Source organism: Acuticoccus kalidii, from assembly GCF_021556395.1.
Lineage (GTDB): Bacteria > Pseudomonadota > Alphaproteobacteria > Rhizobiales > Amorphaceae > Acuticoccus > Acuticoccus kalidii.
Window position 1 is genome coordinate 356826 of sequence record NZ_JAKGCS010000033.1, and the last position, 14266, is coordinate 371091.

Consider the following 14266-nt stretch of genomic DNA (forward strand, 5'->3'; position numbering starts at 1 on the left):
TGATGGCGTCTTGGCTCTTCGGGGTCGTCGTCGCAGCGCCAGCGGCTGATGGCGCGATAGTGATCGGCGAAGGCGCAAACTGAAGCCCCGCCGATTGTACATATCTTAGGATCAACTCAAAAGATTTCCCAACCATGAGAAACAACTTCAACGGAAAAGTGGCGCTCGTGACGGGCGGTGCACAGGGGATCGGCCAAGCGATAGGCGAAGCCTTTGTGAAGGGCGGCGCCCGTGTCCATCTCGCCGATATCGCGGCCGGGGTCGCGGACGGCGGCGCCGCGATCGGGTGCCCCACCCACATCGCCGATCTGTCGAGGCCGGACGAGGCCGCCTCGATGGTCGAGGGGGTGATCGCGGCGGAGGGGCGGATCGATATCCTGGCGCTCGCCGCGGGCGGGGTTTGCGGCCAGGAAAGCGGCATCGGCATCGAAGAGACGACGATCGAGGGCTGGCACGCCCTGTTCGCTGCGAATGTCGACGCGGCCTTCAATGTCGTGAAGGCGGCCGCGCCGCATCTGCGCGCCAACGGGTGGGGGCGGATCGTGACGATCTCGTCGAGCGCGGGCATCCGGCCGAGCCTCACGGGTCTGCCCGGCTATACCGCAGCCAAGCACGCTCTCGTCGGCCTGACGCGGCAGATGTCGGCCGAACTCGGACCGCATGGGGTGACGGCCAACTCGGTCGCGCCGGGTCTCATTTTGTCCAATCCGAGCACGATCAAACAGTGGGAGAATTACGGCCCCGACCGGCAAAATGCGATCCTCGCCTCCCTCCACACCCGCCGTCTCGGCAAAGCGAGCGACATTGCCGCCGCCGTGGCGTTTCTCGCGAGCGAAGACGCCGGCTGGATCACGGGCCAGATCCTTCCGGTCGACGGTGGCCGGCTGTAACGCAACGCGTCAGGGCCTCATATTGGAACGGTGCGTCCTGAAATGATGCGAGAGCCCCGTGATTTCTGAAAGGATGTGACCGAGGCAGCAAATATATTTTCGCATTCCCTATCGCTCTCACCTATGCGCAGCCCATATAGTTCCAATTGCGGACAATTTCGTCCGCGGGCGTTCGATCGCGGCTGCGCAGAGTGCCGGCACGTTTTTGCAAGCAGACGAGATTTGATCGAACCAATTTCTGGGGCTCGACCGCCTTGCCTGATGTGGATTTCCTCGTCGCTGGAGGCGAACGCTCGCGCATATCGCAAGGCGAAAATCTGCGCGAGCAGGTCTATCGGATCCTGAAATTCGACATCATGGTCGGGCGGTTTCGCCCTGGCGAGCACATCACGTTGCGTCAGATCACGCGCCGCCTCGGGGTGAGCACGATGCCGGCGCGGGAGGCGATCCGCCAGTTGATCAGCGAGCGGGCCCTCACCACCCAAAGCCAGCGCGCCGTCATGGTGCCGCTGATGCGCCGGACAGAGTTCGAGGAGATCACGGCGCTGCGCCTCCACCTCGAGGGCTGGGCGACGGAGACGGCCGCCCCGCACATCACCGCCGCCGACCTCGACCTCCTTCGCACGCTGTCGCAGAATATGGACCATGCGTTCAAGCGCAACGATCTCGACGCCTATCTCGGCGACAATTTCCGCTTCCATTTTCTCATTTATGAGCGGTCCGATCTCGACGTGCACCGCTTCCTGATCGAACTGCTGTGGATGCGGAGCGGGCCGTTGCTGCGCTATTGTCTGAGCAGCGAGGGGGCCCGCTTCACCGAGGGCACGCACGAGGCGATCATCGCGAGCCTCGAAGCGGGCGAGGCAGCGTCCGCGGCCGATCAGCTGCGCGGCGACATTTCGGAGGCGGCGAAGCGCATCAGCGCCTCCCGCTGGCGGCAGGACGGCGAACCGGCGACCTCGTGACGCCCCGCCTCCGGGGCGTCCGGGCTCGGGCGCGATTTCGGCCGGACTCAGGCCCCGAACAGCGCTTCCGTCAGCACCAGGACGACCGGCAGAGTGACGAGCGCGAGGACGGTCTGAAAGGCGACGATCCCGGCCATCAGCGGCGCGTCGCCGCCGAGCTGGCGGGCCATCACATAAGACGATGACGCCGTCGGCAGCGACTGGAACATCACCGCGACGACCGCCGCCCGCCCGTCGAGCCCGAACAGGAGGCAGGCGAGAATGGTGACGCTCGGCATCACCGCGAACTTCACGACGGAGGCGGCGAGCGTCGGCCGCAGCGCCCGCCCGATCACCGACCATTCGAGCGCCGCGCCGACGCACAAAAGCCCGATCGGCAGCGCCGCCTGGCCGAGCGCGCGCACGCTCGCCGCGATCGCGTCCGGCAGGTCGACGCCGAGAAGGCGCACCATGATCCCCGCCGCACAGCCGAGGATCAAAGGGTTGGTGACGATGCCGCGCGCGACGCCGCGCACCGTCGGCCGCGCCGCGCCATAGCGGGCGAAGACGAGCACCACGAGAATGTTCACCGTCGGCACGATCGCCGCATTCGCAACCGCCGCGATCCCGATCGCCGGTGCGCCGAACAATGCGAGCGCCGCCGTGATGCCGACATAGTTGTTGAAGCGCACGCCGCCTTGAAAGACCGAGGTGAAGGCGGCCCCGTCGATCCGCACATAGCGCTCCGCGACGACGAGCATCAGCGAGACGGTGACGAGCGAGAGGACGAGCGTTCCGGCGAGCTGCGGCACCGGCACCGCGCCGAGATCGGCCGTCGCGAGCCCGTGGAAGAAGAGGCAGGGCAGGAGCACGAAATAAGACAGCCGCTCCGCCGCCGGCCAGAAGCCGTCCGCCACGAAGCCGCGCCGGCGAAGGAGATAGCCGAGCCCGATCAGGAGGGCGATCGGCACAAGCGCGAGAAGGGCGGCGTGGATCATGTCCGCCGTCCTCCGCCCGTCCGCGAATGCGCATGTTCGCGCGCTCGCGCCGCTGCAATCGTCCGTTCCATCGTTGGCGTGGCCTCGGCCTACGGCGCGAGACACCGCGCCCTCATCGGTCCGCGTCGTCGGACCTTCCACGCAAAATCTAGCGCCGTTCGCCGTGAAGGGAAAACGCGTAATCCTCGACCGAATGACGAGGAAAACTTTATGCTTCGTCCGCCTTCATCGCCTCGAAAAGCGGAGTGATGCCGCCGCTCCGGCTCTGCCCCTCGCGGATCAGGAGGCCGACGCGGCGGGTGAGCTGCGGTGAGCCGAAGGGCAGGCGCATCAGTGGCGGCAACCGCTCCATGCCGCGCGGCGACAGAGGGAGGATCGCGACGCCGAGCCCGTTCGCGGCCATGCGCGCCAGCGCCTCGCGGCTGTCGAGTTCCATTTCCTCGCCGATCCTGTGGCCCTGGCGGCGCAATTCGTCCTCGATGAGCCGGCCCGCCCACGCCCGCTTGTCGAAGCGGAGGAAGGGAAGGCGCGCGAGAAGGTCCGACAGGCTCGCCCCCTCATGCTCCGGCGCGGCGACCGCCCAGAAATGATCGGTATAGACCGGCATGAAGGCAAGGCCCGACGGGTAGGGCTTCACCGGCTCCGTCGTCACCGCGACGTCGAGGGTGCCGGCCTCGACCTCGAGCGCCAGCTCGGCCGACATTCCGGAGCGCACGCGCACGCGAAGGCGCGGATGGGCGCGCTGGAGGCGGGCGAGGCTTTCCGGCAGGCTCTCGGCGAGCGCGGTCTGGATCGCCCCGACCCGCAAGCGCCCCGCGACGCCCGGCCCGCGGCTGATCTCGTCGCCGATCGAATCGTAAAGGTCCACGACCTCGCGCGCCCGATTGACGGCGATCTCCCCCGCTTCGGTGAGCACCGGCCGCCGGCGCGAGCGGTCGAAGAGGCGGGCGCGAAACTCCTCCTCCAACGCCTTGACGTGGAGGCCGACGGCAGACGGCGTCAGCCCCAACGCATGAGCCGCGCGCGCAAAACTGCCGTGCTGGACGATGGCGAGAAGGCTGCGAAGCGCGCGGATCGACATGACGGTCCCGTTGGCGAAGACGAGGCAGGACGGTGCCGCGCCCGTGCCGGTTGGGCAAGTCGCGCGCGGGCGAGGCGGCGTCGGATGCCTTTCGGCGAGGCGGGCGTGGATTGTGCGGATGGCCGGGTTGGAGCGCCGGGGAGGGGACGCCATGATGGCCGTCCACGGCCTCCTCGCGGGGGCCATTGCTGCGCGGGAGGGAACGATGTCCGTCACGATCTACGGCATCAAGAATTGCGACACGATGAAGAAGGCCTTCGCCTGGCTCGACAGCCACGGCGTCGCCTACACCTTCCACGATTACAAGAAAGCGGGCGTCGCCGAGGCGGATCTCGTCCGCTGGTGCGAGGCGGCGGGCTGGGAGACGGTCCTCAACCGCGCCGGCACGACCTTCCGCAAGCTCCCCGACGCGGCGAAGGCCGACCTCACGCGCGACAAGGCCGTGGCGCTGATGATGGAGAATCCGTCGATGATCAAGCGGCCGGTGTTGGAGACGGGCGCGACGGTGGAGGTGGGGTTTAAGCCGGAGCGGTATGGGGCGCTGTTTTAGGGGTATCCGAGGTTAGGCTGGTGGACGTGTTCTATATTTTTCGTTCGTCGGATTGCTAAAAATTACGATTATCGTCGTATCCTCTCTAGGATATCTGGGGAATTCGAAGAAAATAGTTGGGATAGTATCCGAGATTCTATGTCCAATTCGAAATGTTGTGTGATTATTGCCTTCCCAATATGTGGATTTATAAAAATACTCCGGATTCTCGGAGCCATCCTTCGATTGAATCAAACCTTAAAGCGTAAGCGAGTTCTCGCGGTGGATAATTGGCGTTTTCTATGGTTCTTTCTCCTAGGTATAAGCCCGAAACTTCCCAATTTTCGCCCAACTGCGTAATTATTGGCGCTCCCGAGCATCCTGTTCCGGCAACTTCGCTGAGTTCGAAAAAGGCTGAGCCTACCAAGCCGGGAATGGTAAAATTTGTCCTGCGGCGTATATATCCTGAATTATAAACAAGATCGGGGTATTGCTGCCTTCGCCCGAACTGATCGTTGTGTTCGCGATCGAAAAGAATGTCTTCAGGGTATCCGAAGAGGTGATACTTCCCGCCTGAGTTATGGTGTTTAATCGATGCTTGTAAAAAAGGATGGTCAGTTACTGTTGGCCTTGCATCGATGACGGATATGTCTTCGTTCGGATGATGTTTTATAATTTCAAATTTTACAGGCGCCCACCTATCGTATTGAATTTGTAGGGCCATTTGTTTGGTGTTCGTATTTAGTACATGCTTGGCCGTGATGAGTTTATAACTCGGCTTCAGCAAGAATCCTGTACCAGAAAGCTTGATGAATTTAATCTCAGAAGGACTCTCATATTCAAATTCAATGATCGGAAGTATATGGTTGAGGATGGCTATATCAGTCATGGTGTGCCATGAGGTGCTGTCTTACAAATGGTCAGTAGCAGAGGGTGTCAACGAAATAAGTGAAAATTCTCATGCCTGGCGTGGATATGATCCTGGTTCGGTGTTCAGGTAATTATTGAGGAAATGCACTCGCTGTAAACTGTTTCGACGACCATCAAGCCGTTCGCAGATTCCGTAGCCCCCTTGCACCCATCCCTTCAGTCCAATACCTCCACCTCCCGCCCCACCCGGACCCCCAAAATGATTCTCGACTTCCTCCTCAAAAGCGTCGTCATCGGCACCGGCGCGACGCTTCTGTTCGACATCTGGGGCAGGCTCCTCAACCTCCTCTTCGGCATTCCCCTCGCCAATTGGGGCCTCGTCGGGCGCTGGTTCGCGCGGCTGCCGAAAGGGGAGTTCGTGCATGACAGCATCGCCGCGGCGCCGGCCGTGCCGGCGGAGCGGGCGATCGGGTGGATCGCGCATTATGCGATCGGCATCCTCTATGCCGGGGTCGTCATCGCCATCTGGGGGCTCGACTGGACGCGGGCGCCGACGCTGTGGCCGGCGCTCATTGTCGGCCTCGTCACGGTTGGCGCCGGGTGGTTCATCCTGAGCCCCGGCATGGGCAACGGCATCGCCGCCAGCAAGGCGCCGAACCCCACCAAGGCGCGCTGTCTGAACCTTGCCGCGCACACCGTCTTCGGGCTCGGCCTCTGGCTCACCGCCCTCGCGATCGCGCCGTCCGCCTGACACCGTCACGGCCGCCGCCACCGCGCCCGCAGAACGCGCGCCTCACAGCATCCCAGGCCGGAAGAGCGACTTCCGGCTGATCGTCTTGCCCGCCACCATGAAGACGCCGCCGCCGGTATAATGCAGCGTCTGCGGATGGGCGGGCACCGGCGCGACATGCGCGGCGACGATCTCGAAAATGAAGAAGTCGTAGCCCTCGACGAGCGCGTCCTCGTGGAGCCGGCACTCGAACGAGGCGTGGCACTCCCCGATCATCGGCGCGTCCACCGCGTCCGCCTCGATGGCGGTGAGGCCGAAGGCGTCGAACTTGTCGATCTCGGCGCCGCTGGTGTTGCCGATCTTCACCGTCTCGTCGGTGAGCGCCGTCGTCGGCAGATTGATGACGCAGACGCGGCTCTCCTGGATCAGCCTGTGACTGTGATTGCCCCGCGAAATCATGCATCCGACGAGGGAAGGGCTGAACTCCAGGATCGTGTGCCAGCCGAGCGTCATGATATTGCGCGCCCCCGCATGGGCGCTCGAGACGAGAACGATCGGGCCCGGCTCCAGATAGCGCCGTGCGTCGTGGACGGGGTAGGGCTCGCGTCGGGGAAGCTTTGCCATGGGGCGCCTCGTGAAGGAGCGATTGAGATTTCGTCACTCGTCTGCCATGGCGAGGACGCTTATGTCTTGGTGTCGATGCGACCGCCTTGGTAACGATGCGCCCGGCGCTTCGCTTGATGGAGAGTGCGAATGAAGGCCTATCGTTTCCTGACCGGACCCGATGATGCGAGCTTCTGCCACCGCGTCACCGCCGCGCTCAGCGCCGGTTGGGAGCTCCACGGCGCGCCGAGCCTCACCTTCGACGCGGTGAACGGCCGGGTGGTCTGCGGCCAGGCCGTCGTGAAGGACGTGCCGGATCGCGATTATGATCCGGCGATGAAGCTCGGCGAGCTCTGATCCGGCAAGGGCGTATCATCGGCGAAGCATTATGGCGGGGGGCGGCGGGATGAGCGAGACACCGATCATCACCGTGCCGGGTATTACCGGCTCCGGGCCGGACCATTGGCAGAGCCTCTGGGAGGCGCGCGATCCGCGCCTGTCCCGCTTCCGTCCCGCCGATTGGGACACGCCCGATCTCGGCGACTGGTGCGCCGCGCTCGGCCGTGCGGTGGACGCGGCGCCGTCGCCGCCGGTGCTCCTCGCGCACAGTCTCGGCTGTCTCCTGATCCTCCATGCGGCGGCGCGGCTCGGGCCGGTGGCGGGTGCCGTCCTCGTCGCGATGCCCGACCCGGACGGGCCGGCTTTTCCGGCCGAGGCGGCGGGCTTTCGCGATCCGCCCGCGGCGCGACTGCCGTTCCCCGCGCTCCTCGTCGCGAGCCCCGATGATCCCTATGGGCCGATCGCCTATCCGCGGGCGCAGGCCCCACGGATCGGCGCCCGTCTCGTCGAGGTCGGCCCGTCGGGCCACATCAACGCGGCGAGCGGGCTCGGCGACTGGCCGGAGGGGGGCCGCCTGCTGACGGCCTTCCTCGCCGGTCTCGGCCGGTAGCCGCCCAGGCGCATCCGCGCCGGACCGTACGGTTTCGCCCTCGCGATCCCAGCATATCTGCCTCCCATCCCGAGCAATGGTGATGTCCTCAACGTGTCGGCACGATGGTGCTTGCGGTGATCTCGGACGACGTTCAGCATTCGTCGCGTCCGGGGCTGACGACATCGGGGACGACACCTCGAGAGACCGCCGGGGAGGACGATGACGACCAACGGCATGAAGATGATGCGCCTGCCGGTTCCCCTCAACGCCTTGCGCGCGTTCGAGGTGGCGGCGCGGCATTTGTCGATCAAGGACGCCGCCCAGGAGTTGAGCGTCACCCCCTCCGCCGTCAGCCACCAGCTTCGGATCCTCGAGGCGAGTCTCGGCTTCGACCTGATGCGGCGGACCGGGGCCGGGCTCGAGCTGACCGAAGCCGGCCGCGCGCTCGCGCCGGAGCTGACGGAGGGATTCTCGCGCATCGCGCAGGCCGTCGGCACGTTGCGCCGGGAACGGGCGGAGGGTCCGCTGCGCGTTTCGATGCTGCCGACCTTCGCGAACCACTGGCTCTCGCCGCGCCTTGCGAATTATCCGTTCGAGCGGACGGGGTGCGAACTCGTCCTGTCGACGAGCCAGTTCGCGGTCGATCTCGCCGCCGGCGCGGCCGATGCCGCGATCCGGCATGGCAAGGGACACTGGGCCGATCTTCATGCCGACCTCCTCTTTGCCGAGACGGTCGGCCTTCTCGGCCATCCCGCACGCTTCGCCGAGGGAGAGGCGCTCCGCGCCCGCCTCGCCCGGACGAACCTTTTCCTTTCGCAGCACCGCCGGCGCAACTTCGCGGCGTGGAACGAGACGCTGCCGGGCGGTCCGATCGAGGTCGCCGGGACGACGATCGTCGACAGCGCCGGCCTCGCTTTGCGCGCGGCGATCGACGGCGCGGGGGTGACGCTCGCGGGGATCGAGATCGCCGAGGCGGATATCGCGGCCGGCCGCCTCGCGCTCCTCATGCCGCACCGCGTCACCTGCGGCGGCTACTATCTCGTCTATGCCGACGGGATGAAGCGGGACCGGCGTCTGCGGTCGCTGCGCGAATGGCTGCTTGCCGAGCGCGCCGCGCCTCAGTCGGTCGCCTCGCCCTCCCAATAGTCGACCGCATCGGCGGCCCGCACCGTGAGGGCGAGACGCCGGGCCGCCTTGTCGCCCCCCGGCGCGGCGCCCGCGAAGACGGTGACCTTGCCGGAGTCGGGATACTCCATGGCGTCCGGCTCGTTCATCGTGCTGATCGCGAGATAGCGCATCGGCCCGTCCGCCGAGGCGGTGAGCTGATGGGCGGTCTCCGCCCCACCCGCCGGACAGACGACGACCTCCCCGGCGGCGACGGGATGGGTCTGATCGCCGAAGCGCAACGTGCCGGCGCCGTCGAGGATCACGAAAAGTTCGTCATTGGCGTGGTGGCAGTGGAAGGGAAAGGCGCTCTTTCCCGCCGGCAGAACGCAGAGCCGCGCGCCGAGCCGCTCGGCGCCGAGCGGGGCGGCGATCGGGGCGAGCTCCACCGCATAGCGGCTCCCGCGGTTCTGCATCGACAGCGCGAGCTCGGACAGTTTGACGACGGGCGAAACGCTCATGATGGGTCTCCAATCTCGGCGATGCGCCATTTTACGCGCGGGCGCCGCGCGCCAAGCGAGAAACGCGCTTCGGCGCGATTGCGCCAGTGAGGAAATCTCAGCCGCGGCGGAGGCATGTTCAATCGACAATCGGACGCCGATGGGCGGCAATCGCGGGCAGGAAGGAGACCCCCAATGCCGACAGTCATCGCCGAGCGCGACGGACCGATCATGCACCTCACGCTGAACCGGCCGGAGACGCTCAACGCCCTCGATTTCGAGATGATCGACACGCTGACCGCCCACCTCTTGGAGGCCGAAGGCGATCGGGCTTTGCGGGCGATCATCCTCACCGGGGCGGGCGAGCGGGCCTTCAGCGCGGGCGCCGACATCGCCGATCTCGCGGCGAGCATCGCGAAGGGGACGGAGGCGGCGATGGTCGAGATCGTCGCGCGCGGGCAGGGGCTCACGCGCACGATCGAGACCCTCACCAAGCCGGTGATCGTCGCCGTGAACGGCATCGCCTATGGCGGCGGATGCGAGGTGACGGAGGCGGCTCCGCTCGCGATCGCGAGCGACAGGGCGCTGTTCGCCAAGCCCGAGATCCGCCTCGGCTTCCCGCCGCCTTTCGGCGGCTCGCAGCGTCTGCCGCGCCATGTGGGGCGCAAGCGTGGGCTCGAAATGATCCTCACCGGCGCGCCGATCGACGCCGAGCGCGCGGCGGCGATCGGGCTCGTCAACCGCGTCGTGCCGCACGGGCGGCTGATCGAGGAAGCGCGGCGGCTCGCCGACGCGATCATCGTCCACACGCCGGCCGCCGTCACGGCCTGCCTCGCCGCGGTCACGCGCGGGATCGAGGTGCCGATCGAGGAGGGGCTTGCAATGGAGGCGTCGTGGTTCGCGGGGCTTGCCGAAAGCGACGGCGTGCGCGATGGGCTTCATCGCTTCCTCGCCGCCCACCCGGATCGGCGGATCGAGGGGCGGCCACGCGCTCCGGCGGACCTCGCCCCGCGCGGCCGCACGGACGCATGATGTGAGAGGAACGATGGTCGAAATTCGCAAGGCCGGTCCCGCCGACCGCGCCGGCTGGGAAGCGCTGTTCCTGCCGCACTGCCGCCGGTTCGGTGCACCGCATATGGACGAGCCGACGCTCGACGGCCTCTGGCACCGCATCCACGATCCGGCGCATCCGATGTCGGCCTACCTTGCGACGATGGAAAACGCGCCGTCCCGCCCCGTCGGCCTCGCGCACACGATCCTTCACCCGCACACCTTCTCGCTGCGGATGGTCTGTTATCTCGAAGACCTTTGGGTCGACGAAGCGGCGCGCGGCCATGGGATCGGCAGCGCGCTGATCGACCATCTTGTCGCCCTCGGCCGGGCCGAGGACTGGGAGCGGGTCTATTGGATCACCACGGGCGACAATGAAGGCTCGCAGCGCCTTTATGACCGGATCGCGATGCGGACCGACTATATCCTCTATCAGCGCGACATCCCGGAGCGCGCCGACTGACGCCAACAAGAAGAAGGACGAGGCGATGACCGTGACGGGGGAGGGGGACACGATCGAGGCCGTGCGCCGGCGCGTGCACGACAGCTTCGCGCGGCAGGGGCTGATGGCCCATCTCGGCGCGCACATCGTCGACGTCGCGCCGGGTCTGGTCACGATCCGGATGCCGTTTCGCGAGGAGCTGACCCAGCAGCACGGCTATTTCCACGCCGGCGGCACCAGCGCCATCGCCGATTCGGCCGGCGGCTATGCGGGGCTGACGATGTTTCCGGCCGACAGCTCCGTCCTCACGGTGGAGTTCAAGATCAACCTCATCGCGCCAGCTGAAGGCGACGCGCTCGAGGCCGTCGGCCGTGTGATCAAATCCGGGCGAACGCTGACGATCTGTCAGCTCGACGTCTATGGCATCAAGGGCGAGACGCGCACCCATGTCGCCGTCGGCCAGCAGACGCTCATCTGCCTCGCGGGCCGGCCCGATCGCCCGGCGGCGGCGGCGTCCTAGTCGGTCAGGCCGCCTCGGTCGCCCGCGCCCGTGCCGCGTCGACCCGGTGCTGGTTCGCGACCGCCCAGTCCCCGAGCGCATCGAGCGGGACGAGGAGATCCTTGCCGAGATCGGTGAGACAATAATCGACCCGGGGCGGGATCGTCGGCGTGACGGTGCGGGTGACGAAGCCGTCGCGTTCGAGATCGCGCAATGTGGAGGTCAGCATCTTCTGACTGATATCCTGGATCGCCCGCTTCAGCTCGGAAAAGCGCATCGGCCGGTCGCGCAAGGCGCGGACGACGATGACGGTCCATTTGCTGCCGATCTTGGCGAGGAGATCGCCCACGCGGCCACAGGCGGCTGTTGAATGATGAGGATCTGGTTTCATCGAGGTGCCTATGGTGAGACGAAGGTGCCGTCTTGCGGGAAACGGCTGGAATCCCGACACCCTATAGCTAACGCAGTCTCCATCGGATACCAGGGTTTCCAATGAAAACCATCGCCGTCCTCGTCGGCAGCCTTCGCAAAGGGTCGATCAACCTCCGCTTCGCCCAGGCGCTCGAAAAGCTCGCCGGCGACCGCTTCCGCTTCGTCTATCCCGATCTCGGCGCGATCCCGCATTATAATGAGGATCTGTGGGCCGACCTTCCCGAATCGGTCTCGACGCTGAAGCGCCAGATCGAAGAGAGCGACGCCGTCCTCTTCGTCACCCCCGAATATAATCGGACTTTCGCGCCGATCCTCGCGAACACCATCGCATGGGCCTCGCGCCCCTATGGCAAATCGAGCTTTCTCGGCAAACCGGGTGCGGTGATCGGCACCTCGCCGGGGCCGATCGGCTCGGCGGCGGGGCAGATGCACCTTCGCGCGCTCCTTCCCGTCGTCGGCATCGTCCAACTCGGCCAGCCGGAGGTATACCTCCAATGGAAGCCGGACATCGTGAACGAGGATCTCGCGTTCACGGACGAAGGGACACGCGATTTCCTTCTCCGTTGGATCAACGCCTTCGACCGATTCGTCGGCCAGACCGCGATCGCCGCTTAGGCATGTCGGAGGGGCGGCGGTCGGCGCCGCCTCTATTTCCGCCTCGACCGCTGGCGCGCTCAGGCCGACACCCTTAACAATGGACCGAGAAACGACCCACGACGGAGCGTCGTGCACGCCGCTTCGATCAGAAGGTAAGAAGGATCGTCCATTGAATACGTATGATTTTTCCGGCCGCGTCGCGGTGGTGACCGGCGGAGCGCAAGGGATCGGCGGCGCGGTCGCGTCGGTGCTCGCGGCGAACGGGGCGAAGGTCGCCGTGTGGGATCTCGACCGATCGCTCGCCGAGACGTTCGCCGCCTCGATCGGCAGTGCCGCCGCGTTCGAGGTGGACGTTGCGAACTGGGCGTCCGTCGAGGCCGCTTATAACGCCACGATCCGCGCCTTCGACAAGGTGGACATTCTCGTCAACTCGGCCGGTATCGCCGGGATGAACGCCACCGTCGCCGACTATCCGGTCGACGAGTTCGCCAAGATCTGCGCGATCAATCTCAACGGCACCTTCCACGTGAACAAGGTCGTCGTCGCGGGGATGCGGGCGCAGAATTATGGCCGCATCGTCAACGTCGCCTCCGTCGCGGGCAAGGAAGGCAACCCCAACGCCTCGGCCTATTCGGCCTCCAAAGCGGGGGTGATCGGCCTCACGAAGTCGCTCGGCAAAGAGCTCGCGGACGTCAATGTGGCGGTGAACTGCATCACGCCGGCCGCCGCCCGCACGCGAATTTTCGATCAGATGAGTGAGGAGCATATCGGCTATATGCTCGCGAAGATCCCGCGCGGCCGCTTCCTGGAGGTCGACGAGGTGGCGAACATGGTCGCCTGGCTGGTGAGCGAGGAAAATTCCTTCACGACCGGCGCCGTGTTCGACCTTTCGGGCGGCCGGGCGACTTACTGATTCGCCGGCGCCCGCGCCTCAGTTGCGCACGATGATCCGTGTGTTCTCCGCTCCGACGGTGACCACGAGATCGAAGAATTTCTCTGCATCCGCCGGGTGAAGGCGGATGCAGCCGTGCGAGGCGGGGCGGCCGAGGCTGCCCGTGTCGTAGCTGCCGTGAATCGCGTAGCCGCGGTCGTAGAAGACCGAGTTGGGCATCGGCGAATCGTCATATTGTTTGGAATAATATTCCCGGTACATCCGCATCGGTCGGAACGAGCCGGTCGGCGTGCGGTAACCGGCGCGCCCGGTCGACACCTGCCAGGTGGCGATCGCCTTACCCTTGTAGACGATGGTCAACACCTGCTGCGACAGACTGACCTCGGCGACGAGGGGTTTGGCGAGCGTGGGCGCGATGCTGAGAAGAAAAACCGAAACGATCGCGGCGAGACGGAACATGTTTTCATCCGGCGGACATTGGAACGATTCTCGATAAAGCTTTACAGATAGAGCGTTCAAAAAATCCTACTGAGGCCTGCGATTCTGGGGCCGATCACGGAGATTTGGAATGCTCTTGATGGTTCTCGGCCTCGTCCTGTTTCTCGGGGTGCATTCGTTGCAGATCGCGTGGCCGCTCCGCGCGCGGCTTCTCGCCCGATTCGGGGCCGGCCCTTACCGGGCGCTCTATTCGCTGGTCGCCGTGATCGGCCTCGTTCTGACGGCGGTCGGCTATGCCGTGTGGCGATTCGAAGGGGCGCCGCTGATCTACCGCCCGCCGATCTGGGGCCAGCATCTCGCGCTCCTTCTGATGTGGTTCGCGTTCGTGGCGCTCGCTGCGGCGTATGCGCCCGGTCACATCCGCAAGCGGTTGAAACATCCCATGCTGGTGGCGGTGAAGATCTGGGCCGTTGCCCACCTCCTCGCCAATGGCGATGCCGCGACCGTCACGCTCTGCCTGGCGTTTCTCGCTTGGGCCGTGGTCGACCGAATCGCCGTCAAACGGCGCGAACGGGCCGGGCGGGCGAGCGTCGCGACCTTCAAGCCACGCTGGCGCGCCGACGCGATCGCTGTGTCTATCGGCACAATTGTTTACGTCCTGTTTGTTTGGAAGCTGCATCTGTGGCTAATAGGGGTTTCGCCGATTGCCATGGGTACGGCGATGTGAGTTCAGCCC

General features: G+C 65.6%; 20 protein-coding genes. 13 read left to right on the forward strand and 7 right to left on the reverse strand.

Going from position 1 to position 14266, the window contains the following annotated elements; translation table 11 throughout:
* Nucleotides 1–134: 134 nt before the first annotated feature.
* Together L1787_RS20140 and L1787_RS20145 are read left to right on the forward strand one after the other, a co-directional pair.
* Nucleotides 135–890, forward strand: a complete 756-nt coding sequence (locus L1787_RS20140) for an SDR family NAD(P)-dependent oxidoreductase (RefSeq protein ID WP_235710899.1) — start codon at nucleotides 135–137, stop codon at nucleotides 888–890.
* A 263-nt stretch (nucleotides 891–1153) separates the two neighbouring features.
* Nucleotides 1154–1855: a GntR family transcriptional regulator gene (locus tag L1787_RS20145; protein WP_235711031.1), complete on the forward strand. Its 702-nt coding sequence runs from the start codon at nucleotides 1154–1156 to the stop codon at nucleotides 1853–1855.
* A 47-nt stretch (nucleotides 1856–1902) separates the two neighbouring features.
* Here the strand turns inward: L1787_RS20145 and L1787_RS20150 are convergent, their stop codons facing one another.
* A complete protein-coding gene (locus tag L1787_RS20150; protein ID WP_235710900.1) occupies nucleotides 1903–2832 on the reverse strand; it encodes an AEC family transporter in 930 nt (309 codons plus the stop codon).
* Between the two features lie 208 nt (nucleotides 2833–3040).
* Entirely contained in the window at nucleotides 3041–4066 is a 1026-nt protein-coding gene (locus tag L1787_RS20155) for a LysR family transcriptional regulator (RefSeq protein ID WP_235710901.1), read from the reverse strand.
* 52 nt (nucleotides 4067–4118) lie between these two features.
* On the opposite strand from L1787_RS20155, the gene L1787_RS20160 reads away from it, so the two are divergent.
* Complete coding sequence (locus L1787_RS20160) at nucleotides 4119–4463, forward strand: arsenate reductase (RefSeq protein WP_235711032.1); 345 nt, start codon at nucleotides 4119–4121, stop codon at nucleotides 4461–4463.
* 187 nt (nucleotides 4464–4650) lie between these two features.
* Here the strand turns inward: L1787_RS20160 and L1787_RS20165 are convergent, their stop codons facing one another.
* Nucleotides 4651–5331: a S1 family serine peptidase gene (locus L1787_RS20165; RefSeq protein WP_235710902.1), complete on the reverse strand. Its 681-nt coding sequence runs from the start codon at nucleotides 5329–5331 to the stop codon at nucleotides 4651–4653.
* A gap of 240 nt (nucleotides 5332–5571) precedes the next feature.
* On the opposite strand from L1787_RS20165, the gene L1787_RS20170 reads away from it, so the two are divergent.
* Complete coding sequence (locus tag L1787_RS20170; protein ID WP_255720662.1) at nucleotides 5572–6063, forward strand: DUF2938 domain-containing protein; 492 nt, start codon at nucleotides 5572–5574, stop codon at nucleotides 6061–6063.
* Between the two features lie 42 nt (nucleotides 6064–6105).
* On the opposite strand, the gene L1787_RS20175 is transcribed toward L1787_RS20170, so the two are convergent.
* Nucleotides 6106–6666 (reverse strand): flavin reductase family protein, encoded by a 561-nt coding sequence (locus L1787_RS20175; RefSeq protein ID WP_235710903.1) that lies wholly within the window; start codon nucleotides 6664–6666, stop codon nucleotides 6106–6108.
* A 129-nt stretch (nucleotides 6667–6795) separates the two neighbouring features.
* On the opposite strand from L1787_RS20175, the gene L1787_RS20180 reads away from it, so the two are divergent.
* From L1787_RS20180 to L1787_RS20190, 3 genes are all read left to right on the forward strand, one after another.
* Nucleotides 6796–7002: a DUF1737 domain-containing protein gene (locus L1787_RS20180; RefSeq protein WP_235710904.1), complete on the forward strand. Its 207-nt coding sequence runs from the start codon at nucleotides 6796–6798 to the stop codon at nucleotides 7000–7002.
* A 49-nt stretch (nucleotides 7003–7051) separates the two neighbouring features.
* Nucleotides 7052–7594, forward strand: coding sequence for an RBBP9/YdeN family alpha/beta hydrolase (locus tag L1787_RS20185; RefSeq protein ID WP_235710905.1), 543 nt, complete (start codon nucleotides 7052–7054; stop codon nucleotides 7592–7594).
* A gap of 201 nt (nucleotides 7595–7795) precedes the next feature.
* Nucleotides 7796–8722 carry a LysR substrate-binding domain-containing protein gene (locus tag L1787_RS20190; protein ID WP_235710906.1) on the forward strand — a complete coding sequence of 309 codons (927 nt, stop codon included), beginning with the start codon at nucleotides 7796–7798 and terminating at the stop codon, nucleotides 8720–8722.
* Here L1787_RS20190 and L1787_RS20195 read toward each other — a convergent pair.
* The gene (locus L1787_RS20195) at nucleotides 8695–9201 is read right to left on the reverse strand and encodes a cupin domain-containing protein (RefSeq protein ID WP_235710907.1); all 507 of its coding nucleotides are present in this window, start codon (nucleotides 9199–9201) and stop codon (nucleotides 8695–8697) included. The genes L1787_RS20190 and L1787_RS20195 overlap by 28 nt on opposite strands.
* Before the next feature lie 174 nt (nucleotides 9202–9375).
* Between L1787_RS20195 and L1787_RS20200 the strand changes: the two genes are divergently transcribed.
* Genes L1787_RS20200 through L1787_RS20210 form a run of 3 tightly spaced genes read left to right on the forward strand, consistent with a single transcriptional unit; the run spans nucleotide 9376 to nucleotide 11192 of the window.
* Nucleotides 9376–10212 (forward strand): enoyl-CoA hydratase-related protein, encoded by an 837-nt coding sequence (locus tag L1787_RS20200; protein ID WP_235710908.1) that lies wholly within the window; start codon nucleotides 9376–9378, stop codon nucleotides 10210–10212.
* Between the two features lie 13 nt (nucleotides 10213–10225).
* Nucleotides 10226–10693, forward strand: coding sequence for a GNAT family N-acetyltransferase (locus L1787_RS20205; RefSeq protein WP_235710909.1), 468 nt, complete (start codon nucleotides 10226–10228; stop codon nucleotides 10691–10693).
* Nucleotides 10694–10718: 25 nt separating this feature from the next.
* Nucleotides 10719–11192: a PaaI family thioesterase gene (locus L1787_RS20210; protein ID WP_235710910.1), complete on the forward strand. Its 474-nt coding sequence runs from the start codon at nucleotides 10719–10721 to the stop codon at nucleotides 11190–11192.
* A gap of 4 nt (nucleotides 11193–11196) precedes the next feature.
* On the opposite strand, the gene L1787_RS20215 is transcribed toward L1787_RS20210, so the two are convergent.
* On the reverse strand, nucleotides 11197–11562 hold the full coding sequence (locus tag L1787_RS20215; RefSeq protein WP_235710911.1) for a winged helix-turn-helix transcriptional regulator: 366 nt from the start codon (nucleotides 11560–11562) through the stop codon (nucleotides 11197–11199).
* Between the two features lie 101 nt (nucleotides 11563–11663).
* Between L1787_RS20215 and L1787_RS20220 the strand changes: the two genes are divergently transcribed.
* Together L1787_RS20220 and L1787_RS20225 are read left to right on the forward strand one after the other, a co-directional pair.
* A complete protein-coding gene (locus tag L1787_RS20220; protein WP_235710912.1) occupies nucleotides 11664–12218 on the forward strand; it encodes an NADPH-dependent FMN reductase in 555 nt (184 codons plus the stop codon).
* Between the two features lie 151 nt (nucleotides 12219–12369).
* The gene (locus tag L1787_RS20225) at nucleotides 12370–13113 is read left to right on the forward strand and encodes an SDR family NAD(P)-dependent oxidoreductase (RefSeq protein WP_235710913.1); all 744 of its coding nucleotides are present in this window, start codon (nucleotides 12370–12372) and stop codon (nucleotides 13111–13113) included.
* A gap of 18 nt (nucleotides 13114–13131) precedes the next feature.
* On the opposite strand, the gene L1787_RS20230 is transcribed toward L1787_RS20225, so the two are convergent.
* Nucleotides 13132–13551, reverse strand: a complete 420-nt coding sequence (locus L1787_RS20230) for a L,D-transpeptidase (protein ID WP_235710914.1) — start codon at nucleotides 13549–13551, stop codon at nucleotides 13132–13134.
* Between the two features lie 109 nt (nucleotides 13552–13660).
* Here L1787_RS20230 and L1787_RS20235 point away from each other — a divergent pair, with 109 nt between their 5' ends.
* A complete protein-coding gene (locus L1787_RS20235; RefSeq protein ID WP_235710915.1) occupies nucleotides 13661–14257 on the forward strand; it encodes an NnrU family protein in 597 nt (198 codons plus the stop codon).
* Nucleotides 14258–14266: the final 9 nt, after the last annotated feature.